The 15,939-nt window shown below is 69.1% G+C and carries 15 protein-coding genes; 5 read left to right on the top strand and 10 right to left on the bottom strand.

The window, feature by feature from the left end; genetic code table 11:
- The first annotated feature begins 37 nt into the window (after positions 1-37).
- A complete protein-coding gene (locus ACZ6DL_RS12560) occupies positions 38-256 on the top strand; it encodes an MbtH family protein (RefSeq protein WP_466050714.1) in 219 nt (72 codons plus the stop codon).
- Between the two features lie 59 nt (positions 257-315).
- Here the strand turns inward: ACZ6DL_RS12560 and ACZ6DL_RS12555 are convergent, their stop codons facing one another.
- Positions 316-1,767 (bottom strand): helix-turn-helix domain-containing protein, encoded by a 1,452-nt coding sequence (locus tag ACZ6DL_RS12555; protein ID WP_466050712.1) that lies wholly within the window; start codon positions 1,765-1,767, stop codon positions 316-318.
- Positions 1,768-1,917: 150 nt separating this feature from the next.
- Here ACZ6DL_RS12555 and ACZ6DL_RS12550 point away from each other — a divergent pair, with 150 nt between their 5' ends.
- Together ACZ6DL_RS12550 and ACZ6DL_RS12545 are read left to right on the top strand one after the other, a co-directional pair.
- Complete coding sequence (locus tag ACZ6DL_RS12550) at positions 1,918-2,106, top strand: hypothetical protein (protein ID WP_466050710.1); 189 nt, start codon at positions 1,918-1,920, stop codon at positions 2,104-2,106.
- A gap of 6 nt (positions 2,107-2,112) precedes the next feature.
- Positions 2,113-2,379, top strand: coding sequence for a hypothetical protein (locus ACZ6DL_RS12545; protein WP_466050708.1), 267 nt, complete (start codon positions 2,113-2,115; stop codon positions 2,377-2,379).
- A gap of 284 nt (positions 2,380-2,663) precedes the next feature.
- Here the strand turns inward: ACZ6DL_RS12545 and ACZ6DL_RS12540 are convergent, their stop codons facing one another.
- The 4 genes from ACZ6DL_RS12540 to ACZ6DL_RS12525 form a co-directional block, all read right to left on the bottom strand.
- Positions 2,664-3,539 carry an aldo/keto reductase gene (locus ACZ6DL_RS12540; protein ID WP_466050706.1) on the bottom strand — a complete coding sequence of 292 codons (876 nt, stop codon included), beginning with the start codon at positions 3,537-3,539 and terminating at the stop codon, positions 2,664-2,666.
- Between the two features lie 330 nt (positions 3,540-3,869).
- A complete protein-coding gene (locus ACZ6DL_RS12535; RefSeq protein WP_466050704.1) occupies positions 3,870-5,123 on the bottom strand; it encodes a TetR/AcrR family transcriptional regulator in 1,254 nt (417 codons plus the stop codon).
- Positions 5,124-5,272: 149 nt separating this feature from the next.
- Complete coding sequence (locus tag ACZ6DL_RS12530) at positions 5,273-6,514, bottom strand: TetR/AcrR family transcriptional regulator (protein ID WP_466050702.1); 1,242 nt, start codon at positions 6,512-6,514, stop codon at positions 5,273-5,275.
- A gap of 289 nt (positions 6,515-6,803) precedes the next feature.
- Positions 6,804-8,138, bottom strand: a complete 1,335-nt coding sequence (locus ACZ6DL_RS12525) for a cytochrome P450 (RefSeq protein WP_466050700.1) — start codon at positions 8,136-8,138, stop codon at positions 6,804-6,806.
- A gap of 431 nt (positions 8,139-8,569) precedes the next feature.
- Here ACZ6DL_RS12525 and ACZ6DL_RS12520 point away from each other — a divergent pair, with 431 nt between their 5' ends.
- The gene (locus ACZ6DL_RS12520; RefSeq protein ID WP_466050698.1) at positions 8,570-8,836 is read left to right on the top strand and encodes a type II toxin-antitoxin system VapB family antitoxin; all 267 of its coding nucleotides are present in this window, start codon (positions 8,570-8,572) and stop codon (positions 8,834-8,836) included.
- Positions 8,837-8,865: 29 nt separating this feature from the next.
- Positions 8,866-9,267, top strand: a complete 402-nt coding sequence (locus ACZ6DL_RS12515; RefSeq protein WP_391464875.1) for a PIN domain nuclease — start codon at positions 8,866-8,868, stop codon at positions 9,265-9,267.
- 61 nt (positions 9,268-9,328) lie between these two features.
- Here ACZ6DL_RS12515 and ACZ6DL_RS12510 read toward each other — a convergent pair whose 3' ends face one another.
- The 5 genes from ACZ6DL_RS12510 to ACZ6DL_RS12490 form a co-directional block, all read right to left on the bottom strand.
- Entirely contained in the window at positions 9,329-11,278 is a 1,950-nt protein-coding gene (locus ACZ6DL_RS12510; RefSeq protein ID WP_466050696.1) for an acetoacetate--CoA ligase, read from the bottom strand.
- Positions 11,279-11,309: 31 nt separating this feature from the next.
- Entirely contained in the window at positions 11,310-12,122 is an 813-nt protein-coding gene (locus ACZ6DL_RS12505) for an HpcH/HpaI aldolase/citrate lyase family protein (protein ID WP_466050694.1), read from the bottom strand.
- Positions 12,123-12,252: 130 nt separating this feature from the next.
- Positions 12,253-12,738 carry a MaoC family dehydratase gene (locus ACZ6DL_RS12500; protein WP_466050692.1) on the bottom strand — a complete coding sequence of 162 codons (486 nt, stop codon included), beginning with the start codon at positions 12,736-12,738 and terminating at the stop codon, positions 12,253-12,255.
- Entirely contained in the window at positions 12,735-13,895 is a 1,161-nt protein-coding gene (locus ACZ6DL_RS12495; protein WP_393233406.1) for an acyl-CoA dehydrogenase family protein, read from the bottom strand. Before ACZ6DL_RS12495 ends, ACZ6DL_RS12500 begins: the two co-directional genes overlap by 4 nt.
- Positions 13,892-15,937 carry an acetyl/propionyl/methylcrotonyl-CoA carboxylase subunit alpha gene (locus tag ACZ6DL_RS12490; protein ID WP_466050690.1) on the bottom strand — a complete coding sequence of 682 codons (2,046 nt, stop codon included), beginning with the start codon at positions 15,935-15,937 and terminating at the stop codon, positions 13,892-13,894. The genes ACZ6DL_RS12495 and ACZ6DL_RS12490 overlap by 4 nt, the downstream gene beginning before the upstream one ends.
- Between the last annotated feature and the right edge of the window lie 2 nt (positions 15,938-15,939).

Raw genomic sequence — 15,939 nt, 5'->3', positions numbered from 1 at the left:
ATCCCCCTGACCCGACCAGGAAGAAGGAAAATCCGAAATGACCAACCCGTTCGAAAACGACGACGCCAAGTTCTACGTCCTGATCAACAAAGAGGGCGAACACTCCTTGTGGCCGGTCTTCGCCGCCGTCCCCGGTGGCTGGACCATCGCCTACGGCGCGGCCAATCGCAAGTCCTGCCTGGAGTACGTGGAGACGCACTGGGTGGACATGCGCCCCAAGTCGCTCATCGAGGCCATGTCCACCGAGGCGAACTGACCACCTGAATGCGCGGGCGCGCCGGTCCCCATCCCCCCTGCCGACCGGCGCGCTCCGCCTCAGGCCTTGACCTGCGCCGCGTCGATCACCGCGTGCGCGTGCTGGCGCCATTCACCGACGGCTCTGGTGCGCAGGCCGCCGAGCGCCGAGTCGAACTGCTTGGCGCGCTGGGTGACGGTGAGACCGACGTAGGTGTGCGCGTTCGTGATGGCGCTGGTCGCCACCGCGCAGGCTTCCTCGATCTCGCCGGAGGCCAGCAGCGCCGTGGCGTGCTCGAAGCGGACCAGGGCGGGCTCCATGGTCTCCGACGGGTCGTACAGCGCCATCGCGCGGGCGGCCGCCACGGCGGTCTCGTCGGCGCGGCCGAGGCGGGAATATCCGATCGCCTGATAAAAGGCGAGTTTCTCGGGGCGGAAAGAAAAAATACCGACCGAAAGGTCTTCCGGGCCGACGTCTTCCAAAGCCGATGCCGAACGCGCGATACAGCGCGCGAATTCGTCGGCGTGCCCGAGACTGGCGTGCGCGCGCGCCGCCATTCCCCACAACCACGCGGCGGCCGCGCCGTAGGACGGATTTTCTTGCAATCGGCCGTCGAGTAACTGCAAAACTTCCTTCGGCTTATCGCTATAGGTGGGCAAATACGCGAGCCCGGCCAGGGCGATGTCCTCCGAATAGCGGTCGCCGATGTCCTGCGCGGCATGGATCGCGGTGGCATACCACATCCGCGCCTGGCCGAAATGCCCCTCGTTGAACAGGATCTCGCCGACCACGTTCGCCAGCCTGCCCGCCGTGCGCACCAGCCGGACCTGATGATGCGTGGGCTGCCGTTCGCCGAGACAGCTTCGGACCATCCGGAATTGCTCGAGCCCGGTCTGCAGCAGTTCGTGCGGCGGCACCTGCACCACCCGCGTGCCGAGGACCTCGGCCGACTGCTCCAGGAACGCCAGTCGCCGTTCGCTGATCGACCCCGCGTCGAGGGTTGCCAGCATCCGTTCCGGTTCGCTCGCCACCAGGTCCGCCGCCTGGCCTGCCAGGCCCGCGCCGATGCAGGCCAGCAGTTCTCGCCTTCTCACGTCGTCTTCCTCGACTTCCTTGTCGAGCCCGATTTCCCTACCGAGCTTGGTGTGCCTTTCGGGCGCCGAATCGGCGCTTTCGTAGTCGGGGGCGGTCGCCCGGCCCGTGACGATCGCACGCTCGAATCGTTCTGCGACGACGGAATCGACCTGCGACAGGACTCTGTCGAGGAGACGCTGGCTAGCGGCGTGCATCCGGGTTGTCCGGCCGTTCTCCCACAGGACCACGGTGCGCGGTGTGACGCCCACCAGACGCGCGAATTCGTAACGGCTTCGCTTCATCGCCGTGCGAAGCGCATGTACAGCTTCGCCCGTCCAGTCGACCTCCACCATAGGTCTCTCTTCCTCGCTCCAGGCCGCTACAAACGGAAAGTACTCGCAATTACCGCATTCGGGTCTGTTATCTACCGAATCGCAACGCGCACTGTTGAACCGCACCCGGCATCGGGGGTCCGCCCAAACCCTGTCGAGGGCGCCCGTTGTCCGGAACCCGGCGCACGGTCCCGACACGGCCCGATCCATCCGTGTCGAGCGCGATCCGGCGGCGCCTTCTCGGTGCCGGGTGCACTGCCCAAGTGGAGGTGAAAGATGGACGTGTTGCACTCGGACGTCAGAGAATTGTGGCTGGTGCAAAGCCGCGACTGCACGCAGGAACCGCTCGGCCTGACCTACGACCGCGCACGGTTTCTCCGCGCCGTCCACGCCGGTCACGGCGCGAGCTGCCGTCAGTACCTAACCGCGTCGGCGTTCTGTTTCCGGCAGGACGCCGACCAGTAACCCGCCGTGGAACCGCTGCTGAGCATGCTCGGCGCGTGCACGCTGCTGGTGGCCGCCATCATCGGTGTCGGATCGTGTCTGCCGCACGGCAGCGCCGAGGACGCGCACCGCCCGCCCGAGCATCCGATGACCATCGAACAGGCGCACCGGGTGATGCAGGGCCACCGCCCTTGCCGCGCCGACGCCTGCCCCCACAAGCGGGCGGCCTTCCGCACCCTGGTCGCCTCCGGCCGCGTCATCCCCGACAGCCGGGCCGACGGATACTCGCGCTGACCGACCGTCGGCGCACCGAACTCGTTGCCGCCCAGCGTGATCCGCCCGGCAGCGCAGTTCACCCACCGGTCGGGACTCGGCGAGGGAGTCCCGACCGGTACCACCGTCCCCCACCCTCTCCCCGAGTTCCCGCTCCCGAGTCGATGTCGGAGGGGAACATCGACCCACACCCACCTCGGCGCCGCCGGTCGTGAGTGACACACGGCTGCGGCGAATCGCGAGTAGGCCTCTCGCCGATATGCCACTCGTGGGGAACCCGGGATGGGCGGGCGGTCGGTTCCCGTCTATTCGGTGGCTGCCGAGAGGGCTTCGAATTCTTCGTCTGTCAGCGTGATTCGCGCGGCGGCGATGTTCTCCTCGACGTGCGCGACGCTGGAGGTACCGGGGATCGGCAGCATCACGGGGGAGCGGCGCAGCAACCAGGCCAGGGCGAGTTGGGCGGGGGACGCGCCGTGGTCGGCGGAGATGGCCGCGAGCGGTCCGCCGGGGGCGGCGAGTTGGCCCGTGGCGATCGGGAACCACGGAATGAAGCCGATGTTCTCCTGCTCGGCGTAGTTCAGCACGTCCTCGTCGGCGCGGTTGGCCAAGTTGTACAGGTTCTGCACCGAGACGATGGGGGCGAGTTCGCGTGCCTGGCGCAGCTGTTCGACGGTGACCTGGGAGAGGCCGATGTGCCGGATCTTGCCCTCCTGCTGGAGCGCGACGAGTTCACCGAGCTGGTCGGCCAGCGGCACCTGCGGGTCGATGCGGTGCAGCTGGTACAGGTCGATGCGGTCGACGCCCAAGTGGCGCAGGCTGAGTTCGGCTTGCTGGCGCAGGTATTCGGGCCGGGCGACCGGACGCCATTCGTTGGGCCCCTGACGCGTGAGACCGGCTTTGGTGGCGATCACCAAGTCCTCCGGGTAAGGACGCAGGGCCTTACGGATGAGCTTCTCGCTGACGAACGGGCCGTAGGAGTCGGCGGTGTCGATGAAGTTGACGCCGAGCTCGACCGCGCGGCGCAGAACGCGCACCGCCTCGTCCGGGTCTTCGGGGTCGCCCCACACCCCTGGGCCGGTCAACTGCATCGCGCCGTACCCGAGTCGATGCACCGGAAGATCGCCGCCGACGGCGAAGGTTCCGGACGCCGCCGCGGTCTGCGCGTCGAGATCTGTGCTCATGTTGATGTTCCTTCCGAAGTCGGAAACTGCGCGAATGCTCTGCGAGCGTCGCGCCGGTCCGGGCGCGCGCTCTCCTGCCGCAACAGCGCTGTCGCGAGGTCGATTCCCACCGCGGTGTTCGCCGGTGGCGTAAACACCCACCGGGTCCCCGGCCGACCCGACGTCGACACCTGCGCCTCACGTCCGGCGCACCGGCATCCCCCCGGTGGATGGCACGGGCCCCACCGTACTCGGCCCACCCGCAGCGAGTGGCACACCACCGAGGGACCTACTCGAGAAATGGCGCAGCCATGTGCCACTGGTGGGGCGTTTCGTCCGCGAATCGGCGGGCTACGGCGTGGGGACCGCAGGCCGGTCGAAGAGGATCGCCTGCATCAGGCGGATCACGCGTCGCGGCGAGCACGCCGGGTCGGTGGAGCCGAAACGCTCACCCAGGTCGACGACCAGTGCGAACGCGGCGTGCACCAGCAGGCGCGTCTCGGCGGCCGATAGCTCGGGCCGCACGCCGACCAGCAGTTTGGCCCACTCCTCGACATTGAGGCGCTGGATGTTGCGCAGCACGGTGCGCTCCTCCGGCGGCACGTTGCTGATCTCGGCGTAGTAGACGAAGGTGAGCTCGCGCTCGGCGAACGAGCCCGCCACGTACAACTCGATCAGGGTGTCGAGCGCTTGCTCCGGCGTCTCGGCGGCGGCGACGGCCGGGCCGATGGCGGCCGACACTCGATCGGCCGCCCGGCGGAACGCCGCCGTGAGGATGTCGCCCTTGCCACGGTAGAACCGGTACACCGCCGATGAGGCGGGCAGCCCGGCGGCGGTCGCGATGTCCTCCACGCTGACGTTCGGGTATCCACGCTGGTGGAACAGCTCGACCGCGCGCATCAGCAGCAATTCGTGTTTGAAGGTCAGCGGGATCTCGGTCGCGGCGAAGCTCTCGGCTTCGGCGTTACCGGCAGGCGGCAGCTCGCACGCGGCGAGTGCGCGGCAGGCCGCGGTCAGCCGCGCGGTGAGCGCCCGCACCGGAATCGACACGTGGTGATCGCCGATGCTGCTGAGCACACTCAGCTCCGCGGCGGCGAGCACGGAGCGGTCGGCCTTGGGCAGCGCGGGCCTGGTCTCCGCGAGCAGCGAGGTGAGCGCCGCGTTCACCCCCGCGAGTTGATCGGCCAGGGTGGCCGCGTCGGCGTCCTCCAGGTAGCGCCGCTGCCAACGCAGCAACGCGGCGCTGCGCCGGTTGGCGATCGCCGCGTCGATCAGGGCGTCGAGCACGCGTTCGAGCCGTTGCGCTGGGGGCAGGCCGGTGGCATCCGGCAGCTGGGCCGCTTCCTGACTGACCGTGCCCAACCGCAGCACTTCCTCGCGGAACAGGGCGTACTTGCTCGGATAGTGGCGATACAGCGCCGCGGAGCTGATGTCGAGCCGGGAGGCGATGTCGTCCATGCTGACGCCGTGGTAGCCCAGCGCACCGAACGCCTCGGCCGACGCGGCCGCGATCTGCGCGCGGCGGTCGCGTGGGCGGCGCCGGATCACCCGTGCCGGTGTCCCGTCGGCCGCCTTGTCCGCAGCGTGGCGGTCCTGGGCACCCATGCCGCGATGGTAGCCCAAGCCAACGTTTGGTACACCGATGCTGCCCTACCTGGGGAACAAGTGAATGGTAGATCACAAAGAAGCTGTGAACCGGCCTTCATGTCGCACTATGGAGCCGGTTGATCGAGAATTATCGATAACATACCGGGCTAGCGCGCGGGCCGCCCGAACAGCACCAACTGCATCAGCAGCCGCACCCGATCCTGGGCGGCCAGCGGCTCGTCGCCGAAGGCGCGGCCCAGATCGACCACCACCGCGAAGGCGGCGTGCACCAGAATGCGTGCCTCCGCCGGAGCGAGTTCCGGGCGCACCTCGCGCAGCAACCGGGCCCACTCCTCGACGCTGAGCCGCTGGATATTGCGCAGCACCGTGCGCTCCTCGACCGGAACGTGCTGGAACTCTGTGTAGTACACGAAGGTGAGCGCGCGTTCGGCGAACGATCCGGCCACATACTGCGTGATCAGCGCCGTGAGCGCGTCCTCGGAGCCGGTGGCCGCGGCCACGGCGGGGCCGACGGCGCCGGAAACACGTTCGGCGGCCCGCCGGAACGCGGCGGCCAGGATATCGCTCTTGCCGCGGTAGAACCGGTACACCGCCGAGGCGGCCGAAAGCCCTGCGGCCGTGGCGATGTCCTCGACACTGACGTTGGGGTAGCCGCGCTCGTGGAACAGCTCGACTGCCTTGCGCAGCAGCAGTTCGTGTTTGAAGGAATCCGGGATCTCCACCACCGCGACCGGCTCGACCGGCCGCGTGGCGGGCAGTTTCGCGTGCGCGACCGACCAGCAGGCCGAATGCAAAAGGCGGGCAAGGGGTTTCACCGGCAGGGCGGCGTGGTGGTCGGCGATACTGGTGATCGTGCTGAGCAGGGCGGCGCGCAGCACGCGCACGTCCTGCTCGGCGAGTTCGGGGCGCAGCGCGGCGAGTTGGCTGCCCAGCGCGCCGAGCACCGTGGCCTGCTGGTCGTTGAGCGTGATCTGGTCGTCCGGCTCGAGGTACCTGACCTCCCAGCGCACCAGCGTGACGGTGGGGCGATTGTCGATGGTGACCGCGATCAGCGCGTCGAGTACATGCTGGAGCCGCTGTTCGGCGGGCCAGTCCGCCGCCTCCTCGGGCAGCTCGACCGATTCGGTCATCGCCCGGCCGACGCGCAGCAGTTCCTCCCGGAACAGCGCGTACTTGCTCGGATAGTGGCGGTACAGCGCCGCGGAGCTGATGCCGAGCCCGGAGGCGATGTCGTCCATGCTCACGCCGTGGTAGCCGAGCGCGCCGAACGCGGCCGCCGACGCTGCGGCGATCTGGGCACGGCGATTCTTCGGCCTGCGCCGGATCTCCCGAGGTGCCGAGTCGCCGCTGCTCGCCTTCCGCGCCGTACGGCGATTGTCGACACTCATGAGGAACATCGTAACGACCTGGCCGTATGGCCGGGGTCGCCGCGTCACGGGATACGGCTCCCGGGGATGAGCGGCCCCCGGGAGCTGTACCTGTTCTCCGGTGCGCGCCGGCATGCGATAAGGCGGGATGTGCGCGCCGGTGCGTCCGGAAGCCGACAACCGGAATCGGCCGAGCGCAGGGGCACCATGCGCGCCAGGCCGGACAGATTGTCGAACACAGATAAACTTACACCACGATAGAGCCAGTACAACAGCAGATCATGCAAAGAATCATTGTTCACATATTTGGTCAGCCGCGCGGGCTGATCAGCACCCGCGCCCGGCCGCCCGGCACGGTGGTGATGTTGCGGACCCTGCCGCGCTCCGGCTTGCCGTCCGCCGGCAGCGAAAGGGCGTGGCGGAGGAGGATTTCCCGCAGCACGGTGACGCCTTCCAATAGCGAGAACCCCGCGCCGATGCATCGCCGCACGCCTCCGCCGAACGGCAGCCAGGTGTTCGGCGCCACCGCGTCGAGGAAGCGGGCCGGACGGAACACGGCGACGTCGGGGTAGGCGTCCGTACGCCGGTGTGCGAGGACGATGGAAGTGGCGACAACGGTGCCCGCGGGGAGCCGCCGCCCTCCGATCGTCATGTCCCTGGTCAGTTTTCGATTGGTGCCGGAGATGATGGTGTGCAACCGCATGGCCTCCTTGAGCACCGCGTCGAGGTACTTCTCGTCGCCCGTGCGCGCGGCCTCCGCCGCCGACCGCTGGATCTCGGGGTCGGCGGCGAGTTCGTAGAGCGCCCAGGACAGCGCCGAGGCGGTGGTCTCGTGCCCGGCCAGCAGCAGGGTGATGAGCTGGTCGCGCAGCTCGGCATCGGTGAGCGGCGCGTCGTCGTCGCCCGCGCCGACCTGGAGCAGGCGCGACAGCACATCGGCGCGCTCGGCCAGATCGGTCGCGCGCCGCCGTTCGGCGATCTCGGCGTAGAGCAGGTCGTCCACCGCCGTCAGGTTCTCGGCGAACTTCCGCCACGGCCCGATCCGGCGCATTCGGTCGTTCTTGAAGCCCAGGAAGATCAGCGGGTTCAGGTGGACGATCCGGTTCAGTCGCGGGCTCAGTTCGGCTTTGGTCCGCTCGTCGGTGACGCCGAAGACCACCCGCGTGATCACCTCGAGGGTGAGCGCGTTCATTTGGTCCAGCATGCGCACCGTGGACCCGGCCGCCCAGCTCGCCGCTTCCGCCGCCGCGATCTCGGTGATCAGTGCCCGGTAGCCGCGCAGTGCGGAACCGTTGAAGGCGGGCATGAGCAACCTGCGCGCCCGCGCGTGCTCGGCCTCATCGGTCAGCAGCAGCGAATGCGGACCCATGATCGCGCCCAGGATCTGATTGCCCTCGCCCGCGTGCAGATCGTGCGGGTCGCCAGCGAAGATCTCCTTGATGTGTTCGGGGCGGGAGTACACCACCACGCGGTCGGCGAACGGCGGGACCCGCAGGGCGAAGACGTCGCCGTAGCGGCGCGCCATCGCGGTGAGGAAGCGGGCCCGGTCCCGCTGGAACAACACGCTCTGCACGAGCGGCGGCAGCGGCGGCCCGGGCGGGAACCCCTCGTGCTCGGTTCGCTCTCGGACGTCCTGTGCGGCCACGATGCCACCTCCACGCGGGTATCGGACTGGCTGTCGCTTCCACGCTAGGAGAAACCCGGACGCTGGTCCATGCCCGACGGCCACCGCCCGGGCGGAGTCGCTGCCCGGAGCCCGCGGTCATCCGGGAGCGCGGACCTTCGGGGAACCGGATACGTCGCGACCACGTTTCGGCCGAATTCGACTGTACCGCTGCGTCTGCCGCCGCCCGCGGCGCACGGCCGGCGGTCTTCACTGCGTCGATCGGCGGCCGCGCCTACCGCGGATAGCGCCGACTGCGCCGCGGTGACCTCGCGGCGAGTTCCGCCGGGCCGGATGGTGGCGTACCGGTCGAGCAGGGGCCGGGACAACTTCGCGACCGGCATTTTCTTTCAGTGCGGGATGCTGGAGAGAACTCGCGGGTACGTATACGCGCCCTGCGCTGGATCGGAGGTATGCATCGGGCGTTGGTGTATTGCTCTGAAGGTTTCGACGGATATACTCTTGTATATATGAAGACGATGATCGACCTGAACGACGAAGCCCTAGCCCTGGCTGCCAAAGAGCTGGGGACCACCACCAAGAAGGACACGGTGAACGCGGCGCTGGAATTCGTTGCTGAACGGCGCCGCCGAATCGAGCAAGTCTTGACCGATCCGTACGGCTTCGGGGTCGGTCCCGACATCGGTGATGCCGAGATAATGCGCGAGGCTCGCCGTTGAGCGAGACCACTCCTCTTCGACTGCACCTCGTGGACACCTCCGCAAGCGCCAGGCTGGGGCACGAGCCGGTGCGCGCGGTGATCGCAGGGCTTATCGCCGACCGTGCGGCCGCGACCTGCGTCACGGTAGATCTGGAAGCGGGTTATTCGGGACGCAATCTTGCCGATCTGCAGAACATTTCACAGCGCCGTCGCGCTCTGTACGTCAACCTGCCGATCAATGAGACGATCGCCGATCGTGCACGAGAAGTCCAGCAGTTGATGGCACGCAAAGGTCACCACCGGGCCGCGGGCATCGTGGATCTGCTCACTGCCGCCGTTGCCGAATTCCACGGGGCCGTGCTGGTCCATTACGACGCGGATTTCGAGCACATCGCGGCGGTGACGAGGCAGCCCCAGGTCTGGGTCGTGCCACAGGGCAGCATCGACTAGATATTCCGTCTCGCGTGGATAAGCGAAAATCCGGGCACTGCGGCCGCTCTCGGGAGCGACCTCAGCCCTGCGTGCCGGGCCGCACGGCGGCGTACCAGTCGAGCAGGTCCGGGTTGTCCACCGCGCTGCGTTCGACGACGCGGGCCGGGTCGGCGCCTTGGAACAGTTTCTTGATCGGCACCTCGAGTTTCTTGCCGGTGCGGGTGTGCGGGATGCCGGGGGCGAGGATGATCTCGTCGGGGACGTGGCGGGGGGAGACCTCGGTGCGGATGGTGCTGTTGATGCGGGCTTTCAGCTCGTCGGTGAGTTCGGCGCCGGGGGCCAGCGTCACGAACAGGGGCATCCAGTAGCCGCCGTCGGGTTGCTCGGCGCCGATCACCAGTGCCTCCGCGATCTCCGGGAGCCGTTCGACGGACTGGTAGATGTCGGCGCTGCCCATCCGGATGCCGTGCCGGTTGAGCGTGGAGTCCGACCGCCCGTGCACGATCACGCTGTGGTGGTCGGTGATGGTGATCCAGTCGCCGTGCCGCCACACGCCGGGGAACATGTCGAAATACGCGTCGTGGTAGCGCTTTCCGTCCTCGTCGCGCCAGAAGGCGACCGGCATGGACGGCATCGGCGCGGTGACGACCAGTTCGCCCACCTCGCCGCGCACCGGCTGCCCCGCCGGGTCGAAGGCGTCCAGCGCGACGCCGAGATAGGGCGCCGACAGCTCGCCCGGCCACACGGGCACGGTGGGCACGCCGCCGATGAACGCGGACACCACGTCGGTGCCGCCGCTGATCGAGGAGACCTGGACGTGCTCGCCGACGTTCTCGCCCAGCCACAGCGCCGAGGAGGTGGGCAGCGAGGAACCCGTGATGCCGACGGCACGCAGTGCGGACAGGTCATGATCGGTGCGCGGTACCGAGCCCGCCTTGATGCACGCCAGCACGTAGCCGGGGCTGGCGCCCAGCACGGTGGCGCCGACCTCGGCGGCGATGCGCCACAGCGCGTCGGGGGCAGGAGCGGTCGGGCTGCCGTCGTAGGTGACGATGGTGGCCCCCGCCAGCAGGCCCGCGATCTGGAAGTTCCACATCATCCAGCTCGGGCTGGTGTACCAGAAGAAGGTGTCCTCGGGGCCGATGTCGGATTGCAGGGCAACGGCTTTGAGATGTTCGAGCAGCACGCCGCCGTGGCCGTGCACGATGCCCTTGGGCAGGCCGGTGGTGCCGGAGGAGAACACGATCCACAGCGGATGGTCGAAATCCACCGATTCGGTGGTGATCACCGGCGGCAGCGACTCGGTGCTGGTGATCGCGTCGTCCCACGCGGTCGTGTCCGGTACCTCTAGCCCGAGCCGGGGGACCACGACCGTGCCCTTCAAGCTGTCCAGGCCCGCGCGTAAGGCGGCGACGTCCTCGCGCTTGTCGTGCGCCTTGCCGCCGAAACGGTAGCCGTCGGCGGTGACCAGCACAGTGGGTTCGAGCTGCCCGAGCCGGTCCAGCGCGGCTTTCGGGGAATAGTCCTGCCCGCAGGCGCTCCAGACCGCGCCGATGCTCGCGGTGGCCAGGAACGCGATCACCGCCTCCGGGATGTTCGGCAGATACCCCGCCACCCGGTCACCGGGCCGCACACCCAGCGAACGCAGCGTTTGCGCGAAAGCGGCGGTGTGATCGATCAATTCGGCCCAAGACACCTCCCGGATCGGCGCGTCCTCGCTGACCGCCTTGATCGCGGGCCGGTCGGTGCGCAGCTGCCGGATCACCTGGTCCACGTAGTTCAGCCGGGTGCCGGGAAACCATTGCGCCCCGGGCATCTCGGCGTTCGCCAATACCTCGCCCGCGACGTCGCCGAGTTGGAAGTAGTCCCACAGCGCGTGCCAGAACCCGGCGAGATCCCGAACCGACCACTGCCACAGCGCGTGATAGTCGGCCGTGCGCACGCCGGTGCGCTCGGCGACGAATCGCGCGAAGTCGGTGACCTTCGCGGCGGCGATGTCTTCTTCGGTCGGCACCCATTGCGGTTGCATCGCGGTCCTCCTGACTGTGGAAACTCGGTGCTCAGGCGCGGTCGGCGCGCCGCACGATCTGCTCGGCGTGCCGGAACACGGGGCCATCGACCATCCTGCCCTCCAAGGCGAAGACCCCGCGGTGCTTCGGCGCTTCCTCCAGCACCCGCCGGGCCCAGGTGACCTCGTCCTCCGAAGGTGCGTAGGCGGCGCGCAGCACCGCCACCTGACTCGGGTGGATGGCGACCTTGGCGTCGAACCCGACCGCGACCGCGTCCTGTGCCTCCGCGCGCAGCCCGTCCAGATCCCGGATGTTCAGATACACCGAGTCCAGCGCGAACTTGCCGTAGGCCTTGGCGGCCACCAGCGTGCTGGAGCGCACGTGGCGGGCGACGTCGCGGTACCCGCCGTCGGCGTGCCTGCTCCCGGTGCCGCCGAGCCCGGCCACCAGGTCCTCCGCGCCCCACATGACGCCGATCGCGTTGTGCGCCGTCATCACATGGCCGACGGTGAGCGCGCCGAGCGGAGACTCGATCAGCGCGATCACCTCGTACTCGGGCAGCCCCGCGAGCTGTTCGGCCGACTCGCATTTCGGCAGCATGAGCCGCCGGTAGGCGGTGCCTGCGAGGGCTGCGAGATCGAGCGCGTGATCCTCGGTGCCCGCCGCGTTGATCCGCACCACGGTGGTCGCCGGATCCAGCGGGGTATCCACCAGCGCCTTGCGCGCCGCCGCCTTGTCGTGCGCGGCGACGCCGTCCTCGAGGTCGAGGATCACCACATCCGCCGCGGCCGCCGCCTTCGCGAAGCGTTCCGGGCGATCGGCCGGGCAGAACAACCAGGCCGGGCCCGCCATCTGCCAGCTCATACCGTGTCCTTTCGGGCCTGCGCGAGGCCCTGCTGCCGCCTCCGGCCCTGACCGCTCACGCCGTGTCTGCTGTCGGCGTGAGCGGGGGCCTGCGTGGTCACGCTGCGCTGCCGTCTCCGGCCCTGACCGCTCACGCCGAGCCCACCGGGGCTTTGCGGACCAGCGTCTTGCGGACGGCCGTGGCGATGACGTCGCCGTGCTGGTTGCGCCCGGTGTGCGCGAAGGTCACGATGCCCTCGCCCGGACGGCTCTTGGACTCGCGCTTGTCGGTGACCACGGTCTCGGCGTACATGGTGTCGCCGTGGAACACCGGCTTGGGGAACGCGATCTCGGAGAAGCCGAGATTGGCCACGATGGTGCCCTGGGTCAGCTGCGCCACCGACAGCCCGATCAAGGTGGACAGCGTGAACATCGAGTTCACCAGCCGCTGGTTGAACGGCGGCAGCCGGTCGCTGAACGCCGCGTCCAGGTGCAACGCCTGGGTATTCATGGTCAGCGTGGTGAACAGGACGTTGTCCGCCTCGGTGATGGTGCGGCCGGGGCGGTGCTCGTAGACCACCTCGGTGTCGAACTCCTCGAACCACAGGCCGCGCTGCACGACCGCGCGCCGGGTCACAGGCCCAGCTCCCGTCCGATCAGCATCAGCTGCACCTCCGTCGTCCCTTCGCCGATTTCCAGGATCTTGCTGTCGCGATAGTGCCGAGCCACCGCGTATTCGTTCATGAACCCGTAGCCGCCGAAGATCTGCGTCGCGTCGCGGGCGTTGTCCATGGCGGCCTCGCTGGCCACCAGCTTCGCGATGGACGCCTGCTTCTTGAACGGCTTGTTCGCCAGCATCAGCGCCGCCGCGTCGTAATAGGCGGCCCGGGCGGCGTGCGCCCGCGCTTCCATCCTGGCGATCTTGAACGCGATGGCCTGGTTGCGCCCGATCACTTGGCCGAACGCCTCGCGCTCCTTGGCGTAGCGCACACTCTCGTCCACACAACCCTGCGCGGCCCCGACCGAGAGCGCGGCGATGGCGATGCGCCCCTCGTCGAGGATGCGCAGGAAGTTCGCGTAGCCGCGCCCGCGCTCGCCGAGCAGGTTCTCCTCGGGCACGCGCACGTCGGTGAAGCTCAGCGGATGGGTGTCGGAGGCGTTCCAGCCGACCTTGTTGTAGGCCGGCTCGGCGACGAAACCGGGCGTGTCGGTGGGCACCAGGATGGTGGAGATCTCCTTCTTCCCGCCGGTCTGCCCGGTCACCGCGGTCACCGTGACGAGCTTGGTGATGTCGGTGCCGGAGTTGGTGATGAACTGCTTGCTGCCGTTGATGATCCACTCGCCGCCGTCGGCGACCGCGGTGGTCCTGGTGCCGCCCGCGTCGCTGCCCGCGCCCGGCTCGGTGAGCCCGAACGCGGCCAGGTTGCGGCCGCTGGTGAGCTGCGGCAGCCATTCCAGCTTCTGCTTGTCGTTGCCGAAGCGGTAGATCGGCATCGCGCCGAGCGAGACACCCGCCTCCAGCGTGATCGCCACGCTCTGGTCGACCTTGCCGAGTTCCTCCAGCGCCAGGCACAGCGCGAAGTAGTCGCCGCCCATGCCGCCGTACTCCTCGGGGAACGGCAGGCCGAACAGGCCCATCTCGGCCATCCCCGCGACCACCTCGTACGGGAAGGTGTGGTTCGCGTCGTGCTCGGCCGCCACCGGAGCGACCACCGACCGCGCGAAGTCTCGCACGGTCAGCGCGAGATCCCGGTACTCCTCCGGCAGCGTGCCGGTGGACAGGAAGTCGGTCATGTGGGGATTCCTTCTCGTTCGGCGTGATTCGCTTCGGCCTGCGCGACGACGCGCGCGAGCACCTGGTCCAGGCGCACCTGCGCGCCCGGCTCGACCAGTAGTTCGACGGTTCCGGCGACCGGCGCGGTGAGCGAGTGCTCCATCTTCATCGCCTCCACGATGACCACCGGATCGCCCGCGGCGACCGCGGCGCCCGAGGCGACCGGTGCCGCGATCACCGAACCCGGCATGGGGGAGCGGATCTCGGCGTCGCCCACGTGTTCGTCGCCGCCGCGCACGTTGACCTCGGCCACCTCGCGCAGCGCCGCGATACCGGAGGGTCCGGCCACCCACAGCAGGCCGTCCTGCTCGGCGACCCGGTAGGTGCGGCGCAGGCCGTCCAGCGTGAGGGTGAGTACGCCCGCGGATCGGTCACCGGTGAATTCGGCTGTCAGCGAGCGGGTCTCACCATTGTCGCCGACTCGAACCGCGCCGTCGCCGGGTGTACCGGAGAGATGGACGTGCTCGACCCGCTCCCCGCCCGCGAGCCGGATCGGTGTGGGCGCGTCGGCTCCGATTCGCCAGCCGGACGGGACCTCCCAGGGATCGCGCGGGGTGGCGGGCCAGCGACGCAGCCAATGCCGGGCAGCGGCGGCGGCGAACTCGTCGTCGCCGACGGAAGCGGGACGGAAGTCGGCGACCCGCCGGTCCAGCAGGCCGGTGTCCAGTCGTCCCTCGGCCACGTCCGGATCGGCCAGCAGGAAGCGCAGGAACTCGATATTGCTGGTCACCCCGAGCAGCACGGTGTCGGCCAGCGCCCGATCGAGTCTCGCGAGCGCGGCGGTGCGATCACCAGCATGTGCGATGACCTTCGACAGCATCGGGTCGTAGTCGCTGCCGACGCGCGTGCCGATCCGCAGACCCGAATCGACCCGGACACCGGGGCCCTCCGGCTCGTGGAGGTCGAGCACCGTGCCGCCGGTCGGCAGGAACCCGCGTCCGGGATCCTCGGCGTACACCCTGGCCTCGATCGCATGCCCGACCATGCGGATGTCGTCCTGCGCCACCGCCAGCTTCTGCCCGGCCGCCACCCGGACCTGGCATTCCACCAGGTCGACGCCGGTGACCAGTTCCGTGACCGGATGCTCCACCTGTAGGCGGGTGTTCATCTCCATGAAGAAGAACTCGTCGGGGCGGTCGGCGGAGACGATGAACTCCACGGTGCCCGCACCCACGTAGTCCACGCTGCGCGCGGTGTTGCAGGCGGCGGTGCCGATCCTGGCCCTGGTGGCCGCGTCCAGCAGCGGCGAGGGCGCCTCCTCGATCACCTTCTGGTGGCGGCGCTGCAAGCTGCATTCGCGCTCGCCCAGGTGCAGCACGTTGCCGAACTGGTCGGCGAGCACCTGCACCTCGATATGCCGCGGCCGGGTGACGAAACGCTCCAGGAACAGCGTGTCGTCACCGAACGCGGCGGCCGCCTCGCGCCGGGCGCTGCGCAGCGCCTCCGGCAGCCGGGCCGGATCGTCCACCCGGCGCATGCCCTTGCCTCCACCGCCCGCCGACGGCTTGACCAGGACCGGATAGCCGACTTCGGCGGCCGCGGCGATCAGGTCGTCGTCGGTCAGGCCGGGCGTCGCGATGCCAGGCACCACCGGGACGCCGAACGCGGCCACGGTGTTCTTCGCGGTGATCTTGTCGCCCATCACCTCGATGGCACGGGCGGGCGGGCCGAGGAAGACGATGCCCGCCTCGGCCAGCGCCGCGGCGAAAGCGGCGTTCTCCGAGAGGAACCCGTAGCCGGGATGAACCGCTTGCGCGCCGGCGCGCACGGCGGCGGCCACCACCCGATCGATGGCGAGGTAGCTCTCCCGGGCGGGGGCCGGGCCGAGGCGCACCGCCGTGTCGGCTTCGCGGACGTGGCGGGCGTCGGCGTCGGCGTCGCTGTAGACGGCCACCGAGCGGATGCCCAGCGCGCGCAGCGTGCGGATCACCCGGACCGCGATCTCGCCGCGATTGGCGACGAGCACGGTGTCGAACCCGACGGGAACGGATTTGTTCAGCATCG

It is taken from the genome of Nocardia sp. NPDC041819, from assembly GCF_055590505.1.
This window is presented reverse-complemented; position numbering and strand designations above follow the sequence as displayed.

Excerpts from the sequence above, each read along its gene's own strand:
- ACZ6DL_RS12560 (WP_466050714.1), top strand. The coding sequence starts at position 38 with ATGACCAACCCGTTCGAAAACGACGACGCCAAGTTCTACGTCCTGATC.
- ACZ6DL_RS12550 (WP_466050710.1), top strand. The coding sequence starts at position 1,918 with ATGGACGTGTTGCACTCGGACGTCAGAGAATTGTGGCTGGTGCAAAGC.
- ACZ6DL_RS12540 (WP_466050706.1), bottom strand. The coding sequence starts at position 3,539 with ATGAGCACAGATCTCGACGCGCAGACCGCGGCGGCGTCCGGAACCTTC.
- ACZ6DL_RS12535 (WP_466050704.1), bottom strand. The coding sequence starts at position 5,123 with ATGGGTGCCCAGGACCGCCACGCTGCGGACAAGGCGGCCGACGGGACA.
- ACZ6DL_RS12530 (WP_466050702.1), bottom strand. The coding sequence starts at position 6,514 with ATGAGTGTCGACAATCGCCGTACGGCGCGGAAGGCGAGCAGCGGCGAC.
- ACZ6DL_RS12520 (WP_466050698.1), top strand. The coding sequence starts at position 8,570 with ATGCATCGGGCGTTGGTGTATTGCTCTGAAGGTTTCGACGGATATACT.
- ACZ6DL_RS12510 (WP_466050696.1), bottom strand. The coding sequence starts at position 11,278 with ATGCAACCGCAATGGGTGCCGACCGAAGAAGACATCGCCGCCGCGAAG.
- ACZ6DL_RS12505 (WP_466050694.1), bottom strand. The coding sequence starts at position 12,122 with ATGAGCTGGCAGATGGCGGGCCCGGCCTGGTTGTTCTGCCCGGCCGAT.
- ACZ6DL_RS12495 (WP_393233406.1), bottom strand. The coding sequence starts at position 13,895 with ATGACCGACTTCCTGTCCACCGGCACGCTGCCGGAGGAGTACCGGGAT.
- ACZ6DL_RS12490 (WP_466050690.1), bottom strand. The coding sequence starts at position 15,937 with ATGCTGAACAAATCCGTTCCCGTCGGGTTCGACACCGTGCTCGTCGCC.